The sequence below is a fragment of the Aeromicrobium wangtongii genome (assembly GCF_024584515.1).
GTDB lineage: Bacteria > Actinomycetota > Actinomycetes > Propionibacteriales > Nocardioidaceae > Aeromicrobium > Aeromicrobium wangtongii.
On the sequence record NZ_CP102173.1, the window covers coordinates 2,548,003 to 2,557,980 of the forward strand.

General features: G+C 68.9%; 12 protein-coding genes and 1 tRNA gene. 4 read left to right on the plus strand and 9 right to left on the minus strand.

Annotated features, from left to right (window positions below):
• Positions 1–56: 56 nt before the first annotated feature.
• Positions 57–1,001, minus strand: coding sequence for an AraC family transcriptional regulator (locus NQV15_RS12525; protein ID WP_232400213.1), 945 nt, complete (start codon positions 999–1,001; stop codon positions 57–59).
• Positions 1,002–1,183: 182 nt separating this feature from the next.
• On the opposite strand from NQV15_RS12525, the gene NQV15_RS12530 reads away from it, so the two are divergent.
• From NQV15_RS12530 to NQV15_RS12545, 4 genes are all read left to right on the plus strand, one after another.
• Positions 1,184–2,194, plus strand: a complete 1,011-nt coding sequence (locus tag NQV15_RS12530) for an aldo/keto reductase (protein ID WP_255670046.1) — start codon at positions 1,184–1,186, stop codon at positions 2,192–2,194.
• Positions 2,195–2,221: 27 nt separating this feature from the next.
• Positions 2,222–3,067 (plus strand): MBL fold metallo-hydrolase, encoded by an 846-nt coding sequence (locus NQV15_RS12535; RefSeq protein ID WP_232400215.1) that lies wholly within the window; start codon positions 2,222–2,224, stop codon positions 3,065–3,067.
• A gap of 63 nt (positions 3,068–3,130) precedes the next feature.
• Positions 3,131–4,300: a low temperature requirement protein A gene (locus NQV15_RS12540; protein WP_232400216.1), complete on the plus strand. Its 1,170-nt coding sequence runs from the start codon at positions 3,131–3,133 to the stop codon at positions 4,298–4,300.
• Between the two features lie 19 nt (positions 4,301–4,319).
• The gene (locus NQV15_RS12545; RefSeq protein WP_257125048.1) at positions 4,320–4,598 is read left to right on the plus strand and encodes a hypothetical protein; all 279 of its coding nucleotides are present in this window, start codon (positions 4,320–4,322) and stop codon (positions 4,596–4,598) included.
• On the opposite strand, the gene NQV15_RS12550 is transcribed toward NQV15_RS12545, so the two are convergent.
• From NQV15_RS12550 to cmk, 8 genes are all read right to left on the minus strand, one after another.
• Positions 4,564–4,637 (minus strand) — tRNA-Pro (locus NQV15_RS12550). The two genes, NQV15_RS12545 and NQV15_RS12550, sit on opposite strands and share 35 nt — an antisense overlap.
• A 62-nt stretch (positions 4,638–4,699) precedes the next feature.
• The gene (locus NQV15_RS12555; protein WP_232400218.1) at positions 4,700–5,446 is read right to left on the minus strand and encodes an energy-coupling factor ABC transporter ATP-binding protein; all 747 of its coding nucleotides are present in this window, start codon (positions 5,444–5,446) and stop codon (positions 4,700–4,702) included.
• Positions 5,443–6,144 carry a cobalt ECF transporter T component CbiQ gene (cbiQ, locus tag NQV15_RS12560; RefSeq protein ID WP_232400219.1) on the minus strand — a complete coding sequence of 234 codons (702 nt, stop codon included), beginning with the start codon at positions 6,142–6,144 and terminating at the stop codon, positions 5,443–5,445. Before cbiQ ends, NQV15_RS12555 begins: the two co-directional genes overlap by 4 nt.
• Positions 6,113–6,460 (minus strand): PDGLE domain-containing protein, encoded by a 348-nt coding sequence (locus NQV15_RS12565; RefSeq protein WP_232400220.1) that lies wholly within the window; start codon positions 6,458–6,460, stop codon positions 6,113–6,115. Before NQV15_RS12565 ends, cbiQ begins: the two co-directional genes overlap by 32 nt.
• Complete coding sequence (locus NQV15_RS12570; protein ID WP_232400221.1) at positions 6,457–7,149, minus strand: energy-coupling factor ABC transporter permease; 693 nt, start codon at positions 7,147–7,149, stop codon at positions 6,457–6,459. Before NQV15_RS12570 ends, NQV15_RS12565 begins: the two co-directional genes overlap by 4 nt.
• Before the next feature lie 135 nt (positions 7,150–7,284).
• The gene (gene der / locus NQV15_RS12575; protein WP_232400222.1) at positions 7,285–8,610 is read right to left on the minus strand and encodes a ribosome biogenesis GTPase Der; all 1,326 of its coding nucleotides are present in this window, start codon (positions 8,608–8,610) and stop codon (positions 7,285–7,287) included.
• The gene (locus NQV15_RS12580; RefSeq protein WP_232400223.1) at positions 8,603–9,316 is read right to left on the minus strand and encodes a lysophospholipid acyltransferase family protein; all 714 of its coding nucleotides are present in this window, start codon (positions 9,314–9,316) and stop codon (positions 8,603–8,605) included. The genes der and NQV15_RS12580 overlap by 8 nt, the downstream gene beginning before the upstream one ends.
• Complete coding sequence (gene cmk, locus NQV15_RS12585; protein ID WP_232400232.1) at positions 9,313–9,975, minus strand: (d)CMP kinase; 663 nt, start codon at positions 9,973–9,975, stop codon at positions 9,313–9,315. Before cmk ends, NQV15_RS12580 begins: the two co-directional genes overlap by 4 nt.
• Positions 9,976–9,978 lie beyond the last annotated feature (3 nt).

The following is a 9,978-nucleotide window of genomic DNA, read 5'->3' on the forward strand; positions in this document are numbered from 1 at the left end:
TGCCTTCCCACGGTCCACCCGCTGGCCCGTCCGGTCAAGACTCGGTCCGCCTCTTCCTAGGCGTCGTCCACCTGGTCCAGCAGGTAGAGGGTGAGGGCATCCATCGTCAACGGTCCGGTCGCGGAGGAGCGGTTCCCGCGCAGGCGGGCGCTGTCCTGGCCCGGCGCTCGCCCGAAGGTGCGCCGGTACTCTCGGCTGAACTGCGAGATGCTCCCATAACCGACTGCAGATGCGACGACGGCGACGGTCGCGTCGCCGCTTGCGAGCAGGATGCGGGCCTGCCGCAGTCGTAACGCCTTCTGCCACTGAATCGGTGTCATCGAGGTCGCGGCACGGAAGTGACGGTGGAACGTGGACACACTCATGCCGGCAAGTCGTGCCAGCACTTCGACCGGCGCTGGGTCAGCGAGGTGCTCCCGCATCCAGGTCGTGGCGCGGGAGATGTGCGCGATGCTGCTATTGGCCGAGCCGATGGGGGCCACCACGCCGCCTAGGGGCCCGGTGAGCAGACGCCAGACGATCTCTCGCTCGGTGGGGGAGCTCAGGGCAGCCATGTCGGCCGGATTGTCCGCGAGCCGTACCAGCCGTGAGACGGCGTCGATCAACTCATCTGACGCCTCCGCGACCGCCATGCCCGCGAATTGAGGCGGTTCCGCCACGTCCACCGTGTCGAGCAGGAGTCCGGCGATGACTGCGGGACGCAGGGCGAGAGTGAACACGACGAACGGGTCGTCAGGACTGGCGTTGGCCACGTGTCCCGTAGCGGGAAGGTCCAGCGAAGCGACAAAGAACTGGCCCGGTCCGAAGATGAAGTCGAGGTCGCCCACACTGGTTCGCTTCCGTCCGCCCGCCACCAGCGTCATCGACGGGTTGGTCATCGTCGCAGTCGGTCGGGAGCCCCGCTCGACGACGCCGACGCGGACACCTTCCGCTAGTTCCCGTCGGATCGCGCCCCCGGCGCTGCGCAGGATCAGCTCCCGCAGCTCCTGCACTCGTTCCATAGGCATATGGAACGAGTGCAGGCGCGCGGTGTCAACGATGCGGAAGCGTCCGGTCTGCTGCTCACGTGGTTCCGGAATCTGTCGAATCCGGCAGGATCGTGCAGCTTTCCGCCACGATCTTGGTTGTCGCCGCCTGCTCCGTGCTGATGGCATGGAGACATCAGTTTTTGGAGGAGGACTCGATGAGACGGCGTGTGTATGGTGCGACGGGGTGGTCGGTGAGCGAGCTGGCGCTCGGCACGATGATGTTCGGCGCGATGGGTAACACGGACCGCGATGACAGCGCTCGGATCATCAATCGCGCACTGGACGCGGGCATCAACCTGGTAGATACGGCGGACGTGTATTCGCAGGGCGAGTCGGAGGAGATCGTCGGCGCGGCGATCGCATCGCGCCGTGACGAGGTGGTGCTGGCAACCAAGTTCGGGCTGCCGTTGAGTGAGGACCCCAACAGTGCCGGCGCGTCGCGGCGCTGGATCGTGCAAGCGGTCGAGAACAGCCTTCGGCGGCTCCGCACCGATCGGATCGACCTGTATCAGCTGCACCGCTTCGACTGGACCACTGACCTGGGCGAGACCCTGGCGGCACTCGATGACCTGATCCGCGCGGGCAAGGTTCTGGCTGTCGGGGCGTCCACCTTTCCTGCAGAGAAGATCGTCGAGGCGCAGTGGATCGCGCAGCGCACGGGTACGCACCGTTTCCTCAGCGAACAGCCCCAGTACTCGATCCTCGGGCGGACGCCGGAGCGGTCGGTGTTCCCGGTCGCTCGGCAGTATGGGATGGGGGTCATGACGTACAGTCCGCTGCACAGCGGCTGGCTGTCCGGACGGTCGCGCACCGAGCCCAGCCATCGCGCGCAGGGCCGGGTCGAGCTCCACGACCCGGAGAGCGAAGCCGGTCGGAGACGGGTGCGTGCAGTCGAGGAGCTCGAGAGAATCGCCGCCGACGCGGACCTGACGATGCCGCAGTTGGCGATCGCCTTCGTCACCTCGCATCCGGCCGTCACGGCGGCCATCATTGGGCCCCGGACGCAGGACCAGCTGGACGGCCTCCTCACCGCCGCCGACGTCGTGCTGGGTGATGACGTCCTTGACCGCATCGACGCGGTGGTGGCGCCGGGTACCGAGGTGCACGATGACAGCTACAACGCCACTCCGCCCGCCCTCGCCCTGGCCGCTGTGCGCCGTCGTTAGCCGATCCGACACGACGAAAGGACACCGATGACCGCCAACTTACGGTTCAAGGTTCATACCGAGCGACGTGAAGGCCTGACGCGCGACCTCCCGCCCGGCAACGACGAATGGCGGTGGGTCGCCAACAGCGCGACCCTCATCGTCGGGGAGCAAGAGGCAGTGCTGGTCGACACTTTCGCGACGGTCGCGCAGAACGAACGCCTGATCGAGTGGATCCGTGCCCACGACACCACCCTCTCGACTGTCTACCTCACGCACGGTCACGGCGACCACGCCTATGGGATCGGGCAGCTCCGTGCCGCTTTCCCCGGTGTGCGGGTGCTGGGCACGGCCGGCACGCTGGTGAAGCTCGAAGAGCAAGCTCGTCCGGAGTGGCGGGACGATTTCTGGGGGCGGCTGTTCCCGGGTCAAATACCCGAGGTGGAGTTCCCGGAGGTGATCGAGGGCGGGTTCACCCTGGAGGGGCACGATCTGTCCATCGTGGAGGCAGGGGACACGGACACCGAGGGAACCACGTCCCTGTGGGTGCCGGACGCTGGGCTGGTGGTGGCTGGCGATGTCGTTTACAACGCGACCTACCCGTACCTCGCGGAGACCACGGCAGAGTCGCGGCTGAATTGGGTGGCCGCGCTGGAGCGGCTCCGCGAGCTGGACCCGGCATGGGTGGTCAGCGGTCACAAGCAGCCGGATCGCCCGGACTCGCCGTCGGACATCGAGGCGACCATCCAGTACTTGAGAGATGTCGAGGAGACCGAGATCACGCCCGACGACCCGTTGGGCTTCTACGAGCGCATGCTCGCAAAGCAGCCCGGACGGACGAACATCGGTTCGCTGTGGGGTGCTGCGAAGGCGATCACAGCAGAGCGCTCCTGAACGCTCACGCGACGGACCCTGTGAGCGACATTCTCATGGCGTGTGGGGGTCGAGGAGGCCGAGATGGAGCCTGAGCGGCGGGAATCTCGCGATCCTACGGCCGGCATCGCGGCGCGTGCGACCCCGTTCGAGTTGCTCTTCGACCTGGTCTTCGTGTTCACGATCACGCAGGTGACGCACGTGGTCACGCATGAGCCTGACGCGGTCGGCATCTACCGGGCGGTCGTGCTGCTCGCTCTCGTCTACTGCATCTACGACGGCTACATCTGGCTGATGAACCAGGCGCCGCCCGCGGGCGCCGTGACCCGCGTCGTCCTCTTGGTGGCGATGGCAGGATTCCTGATCGTCGCGGTGGCGATCCCGACCGCGTTCGAGGATGGGCAGTGGACCTTCAGTATCACCCTCCTCGCCGTCATCCTGATCCACCACGTGCTGTTCGTTGTCGTCGGCTCCCCGGCCAATGCCGGCGGCATCCTGCGAACCGGACCGTTCAACCTGGTGGCTGCGATCATCTTGGTCGTCTCAGGACTGATTGGGGAATCCGGGGCCGCCTGGTTGTTTCCGCTCGCTCTTGCCGTCATCCTGGCAAGCGTCCTCTCGAACCGTCGCGGTGGGTTCGACCTCCGCGCGTCGCACCTCATCGAGCGGCATGGACTGCTGATGATCATTGCGTTCGGCGAGTCGATCGTAACCGTCGGCGCCACCCTTACTACGCAGTCTCTGGACCTGTCGTCGCTCACGGCCGCCAGCCTCATCGTCGGCGTGGTCGGTGGGCTCTGGTGGACGTATTTCTTCACCGGTGACCTCGCTAGGACTGAACAGCGAGTGCAGGAGCGGGATGCCACCCGCCGGGGAACGCTCGCCATCACCGCGTTCTACGGCGACCACCTCGGCATGATGATCGGCCTCGTGCTCTTCGCCGCCGGCAGCGGCCTCTCGGTCGGCGAAGCAGACCACGGTCACAGCGTCGATGCAGGAACACTAGCGGGCATCGGGGTGGCGATCTTCTTCTTCAGCCAGGCCCTTTACCGAGTCGAGCTCCGTCTCGGCCATGCTGCCTCCCGCCTCGTCGGAGGCCTCGTCGCAGTGGCGATCGGAATCTGGAGCGTCCTCATTGACCCGCTCACCGAGCTCGCCCTCCTCTTGACCACTGTCGCCGGAGTGGTCGCGTGGGCGCCGCTCCTCAGCGCGCTCAGCAAGCGCCGAAGCAAAGCCCGCCAACCCACCTCGTAGGGCGGCACTGGCCCGCACCATGAGCTCGGACGCTGCCTCCTTCAGGGCTTCGCTAGACATCGACAAACTCTGGCCTGCCGGCTCCCTCTTCCAGCCTGGCGTGAAGATCTATGCAAACTTCGACGTCCCGGACGGACCAGCCGTGCCGATGCAGGGCCAGAACCTCGTCCTCGACGCCGCCGCCGAAGGCCGTGAAGCGGCTTCGAGCCCAAAAGCAGAACAGGCTCTGATCAACGTTTCCGCTGATCAGAGCCTGTTTTCTGTCGGGCTGACAGGATTTGAACCTGCGACCCCCTGACCCCCAGTCAGGTGCGCTACCAAGCTGCGCTACAGCCCGTCGTACCGAAGAGGAACTTTACCGCAACCCTCCACCGCCCCTGACATCGCCCATGCCGGACGTCACGGACGGATCGTGTTCGGGTCGAAGCCGAACGGGAACTCCAGGCGGTGGGCGGCCATCGTCGCGGTGTCGGTGAGCACGTCGACCGTGGTTCCGTCGGCGGCGATGCGCCCGCCCGACAGGATCACCGACCGCTCGCACAGCTCCAGGGCGTACGGCAGGTCGTGCGTCACCATCAGCACGGTGACGTCCAGCGAGCGCACGATGTCGGCCAGCTCCCGGCGTGAGGCGGGGTCCAGATTGGACGACGGCTCGTCGAGCACCAGGATCTCCGGCTCCATGGCCAGCACGGTCGCCACCGCCACCCGCCGCCGCTGACCGTAGCTGAGGTGGTGCGGCGGCCGGTCGGCCAGGTCGTTCATGCCGACCTGGGTGAGAGCGCGATGTACCCGCGCCTCGAGCTCGGCGCCCCGCAGACCGAGGTTGGCCGGCCCGAAGGCGACGTCGTCACGCACGCACGGCATGAACAGCTGGTCGTCGGGGTCCTGGAACACGATCCCGACGCGGCGGCGCACCTCAGCCAGGTTCGCCTTCTCGACCGGCAGGCCCGAGACCGAGACGCTGCCTGACGAGGGCTGGAGGATCCCGTTGAGGTGCAGCACGAGCGTGGTCTTGCCCGCCCCGTTGGGTCCCAGCAGCGCCACCCGCTCCCCCACGTGCACGTGCAGGTCGACACCGCTCAGCGCCCGGTACCCGCCGGGATACACGTAGTGCAGGTCGCGGACGTCCAGGACCGGCGTGCTCACGGCAGACGCCCGGTGTACCCGCGCGACAGCATCGCCAAGTGGACGCGCTCGCCGCGCTCGAACGAGCGGATGAACAGGGCACCGGCCGACTTGCCCAGCACCGGCCAGTGCCGAGGATCGCGAGCGACGAATCCACGCGATGTGAGCGCCACGTGCTGGCGCCGCAGATCGTCCCCCACGACGTCGAGGTAGCGGATCATGAAGCCCATGATCTGCACCATCAGATCGGGCAGGTGCAGCCGCGACAGCCCACGGACCAGGTCCTGCGGCTCGGTGGTGGCAGCGAGGGTGAGGCCGGCGATCACGCCCAGGGTGGCCTTGACGAGCAGCGTCCACCCGGCGATCAGGCCGGACTGGCTCACCATGAGGCCCAGCACCTCGATCCGCGGCCCTGTCGCCACGAACGGCATCAGCACGGCGAAGACCACGAACGGCGTCTCGATCAGCATCCGCGGCAACAGGTGCGAGGCGGGCACCTGCGAGATCACCACGACCACCACCAGGGCCAGAAAGTAGACCCCGAAGGCGGCGTACCAGTCGCCCGGCGTGGCGACCACGACGAGCATGAAGCCGAGCAGGGCGAGGACCTTGACGTGGGCGCCCAGGCGGTGCACCACCGAGTGCCCGTGGTGCGTCAGCTTGTGCGAGTGGCCGGCCCCCACGAGCTCAGCTGCGCTCTGCGTCGGCCGCTGAGGCATCGGCGCCCGAGCGGCGGCGCACCAGCAGCGTGACACCCCCGGCGATCACCAGTGTGGCCGTCACACCGATCACCCCGGCCAGGCCGCCGGACAATCGGTCGTTGTGCACGCCCTTGACCGAGTAGCCGGCCAGCGGCCCGTCGGACGTCGCATGCGGACGGGCGGTGTCGCCGAAGCCGGTCGTCGCTGCCACGTGCTCCAACCCATCGGGGTTCGACGATGCGTAGAAGCTCACCACACCGGCGATCAGGAAGGACACTGCGCCGAGCACCAGCAGCACCCGGCGCGTGGTCCTGCGCTGCGGGACGCCGGTCATGCCGCACCTCCCTCCGGCCGTGGCCGCAGCGCTGCCCGCGCGACGACCGGCCGAGCGGCGTAGACCAGGTCCGGGCGGCTCACGGTCACCGCGCTGACCACGAGGCCGGTGATGACCGCCTCCCCCACCCCGATGGCGGTGTGCCAGGTCACCATGGCGGTGAGCACCGACCCGATGGGGATGTCGGCGACGCCTCCGATCGCGAACAGCCCGGTGAACGCCGCGGCCGCCACCGGCACGGACACCAGCGCGCCCGCTGCGGCGGCGATCGGGATCGACGAGATGCGCTTGGGCAGCACCGCACGAACCAGGACCAGGACCAGCCAACCGACCCCGACCCCCACGACTGCCATGAGCGTGATGTTGGTGCCGAGGGCGGTCAACCCGCCGTCGGCGAACAGCAGCGCCTGCACGAGCAGCACCACGGACACCACCAGCACGGCCGTCCACGGCCCGACCAGCGCCGCGGCCAGCGCACCGCCCAGCAGGTGCCCGCTCGTGCCCGCCCCCACCGGGAAGTTCACCATCTGGGTGGCGAAGACGAAGGCCGCGACCAGCCCCGCGAGCGGAGCGGTGCGATCGTCCAGCTCGCGCCGAGATCCGCGCAGCGCCAGCCCGACGGCGGTCACGGCCACCGCGCCGGTCGCCACCGAGGTGGGTGCGTCCAAAAATCCGTCGGGCACGTGCATGTGCGTCTCCTGATTCGCGGGCGAGGGACGCGTGCTCCCCCAGTCAGTCCTTCCCGCTGAACCTATGCACGGAGCCGGGGGCCCGACAGGGACGAAAGCCCTCCCGAGCCCGCGGCGGCCCGACCGACAGCAGGGTCAGCGACGCTCGCGCTTCTTGCGCGGACGCTGCTGCAGGTGGATCGGCGAGCCGACGAAGCCGAACTCCTCGCGCAGACGACGCTCGATGAAGCGCATGTACGACGCCTCGAGCTTGCCCGACGTGAACAGGACGAAGGTCGGCGGCGCGGTGGACGCCTGGGTGCCGAACATGATCTTGGACTGCTTGCCGCCACGCACCGGGTGCGGGTGCTCGGCCACCAGACGACCCAGGAAGGCGTTCAGCATGCCGGTGGGCACGCGGGTCTCCCAGCCCTCCAGGGCGGAGTCCAGGGCCCGCACGAGGCGATCGACGTGCCAGCCGGTCAGCGCGGTCAGGTTGATGCGCGGCGCCCACGGCACCTGGACGAGCTCGCGCTCGATCTCGCGCTCCAGGTAGTAGCGGCGCTCCTCGTCGACCTTGTCCCACTTGTTGAACGCGATGATCAACGCACGGCCTGCCTCGGCGACCGAGGTGACGATGCGGACGTCCTGCTCGGTCAACGGCATGCTCGCGTCGATGATGACCACGGCGACCTCGGCACGGTCGATCGCCGAGCTGGTGCGCAGGCTGGCGTAGTACTCGTGACCGGACGCATCGCGCACGCGGCGGCGGATGCCGGCGGTGTCGATGAAGTTCCAGGTGCGCCCGCCGAGCTGGACGATCTCGTCGACCGGGTCGACCGTCGTGCCGGAGGCGTCGTCGACGACGACCCGCTCCTCGCCGGCGAGGCGGTTGAGCAGGCTGGACTTGCCGACGTTCGGCTTGCCGACGATCGCGACGCGGCGCGGGCCCTGCGGGGCGTCGAAGTCCTCCGGCGGCGGGTCGGGCAGCGCGTCGATGACCGCGTCGAGCATGTCACCGCTCCCCCGGCCGTGCAGCGCCGAGACGGGGAACGGCTCGCCGAGCCCGAGGTTCCACAGGCCCGCGGCCTCGACCTCGGTGCGCTGGTCGTCGACCTTGTTGGCGGCCAGCACGACGGGCTTCTTGGCCGCGCGCAGCAGCCGGACGACCTTCTCGTCGACGTCGGTGATGCCGACCGTGGCGTCGACGACGAACAGCACGGCGTCGGCGACCTGGATCGCGATCTCGGCCTGCGCGGCGATGCGCTCGGCGAGCCCGCGGGCGTCCGGGTCCCAGCCGCCGGTGTCGACGACGGTGAACGCGCGGCCGTTCCAGACCGCGTCATACGAGACCCGGTCACGGGTCACGCCGGGGACGTCCTCGACGACGGCTTCGCGCCGACCGATGATGCGATTGACCAAGGTCGACTTGCCGACGTTGGGACGCCCGATCACAGCGAGAACGGGGACAACGTCAGACATCAGGGGATCCTGTCGGAAGGGGGCCGGGCAGATCGCGCTTCAGCGCGTCCTTGGCCTGGGACACATGGGCACGCAGATGATCATGGATCTGATCGCCTGCGTCCTCCAGCATCCCACGATCTCGTGGCCAAGCCCGCATCGGGAACTGGATCGGGTCTCCGTAGACGATGTCCAGGCGGGTTCCACGGGCCGGCTTGGCCTGCGGACCCTCCCCGCGCTGCCGTGTCCCGAAGATCGCCACGGGCACGACCGGGGCCCCCGTCACCAGCGCCAGGTAGGTCACGCCGTTCTTGAACTGCTTGAACTCGCCGTCGCCGCGCCGGCTCTCGGGATAGATCAGGACGCACTGCCCGGCGCGCAGCGACCGGACGGCCTCACGCACGGCACCGGTGTCGTTGCGACCCCGGGAGACCTTGATCTGGGCGACCAGGCGCAGGAGCCAACCGGTGCGACCGGCGAACTCCTCCTCCTTGACCATCGCGTGCACAGGACGCGGCCCTGTCGCCACCAGCAGCGGCCCGTCCAGCCAGCCGATGTGGTTGCTGGCCAGGATGACCGGCCCGGACGCGGGCACCTTGCTCTGGCCGCGCTCGTGGATCTCCCACCGGCGGTGGAAGTACCCCCGGGCCCGGTTGCGCACGAAGCGCAGCGCACCCTCGGGCAGGCCGCGCTCGACCGGCGCCGACTGTTCGGCCGTGACGCTCATGACCGCTCCCCCACGAGCCCGACGATCGTCTCGATGACCTCGTCCAGCGTCAGGTGCGTGCCGTCCACGACGATCGCCCCGTCGGCCTTCTTCAACGGCGAGGCGGTGCGGGTGGAGTCGATCTGGTCGCGGGCCGCCAGCGCCGCTTCCGTCGCCGCGGCGTCGGTGGAGCCGTTCTCCGCGGCCCGCCTGGCCGCGCGGGCCGCCGGGTCCGCCACCAGGTAGATCTTGACCTGGGCGTCCGGCGCGACCACCGAGCCGATGTCACGTCCCTCGACCACGATGCCGTCACTGTCGGCGATCGCCGCGCGCTGCAGATCGACCAGCAGCTCGCGGACGTGCGGCACCGCCGCGACCAGGCTCACCGAGCCGGTGACCTCGTCGCTGCGGATCGGTGCGGCGACGTCCGTGCCGTCGACGTGGATCGTGGGAGCCAGCGGATCGGTCCCCGACGACAGGGTCACCCGTTCGGCCGCCGCGGCCACCGCGGCGGGATCGCTGAGGTCGACACCGGCGCGCAGCAGCGCCCAGGTCATCGCGCGGTACATCGCGCCGGTGTCGAGATAGGCCAGCTTCAAGCGGTCGGCGACGCCGCGCGACGTGCTCGACTTGCCCGAACCGGACGGTCCGTCGATCGCCACGACGAGGGGGGAGGTCACAGG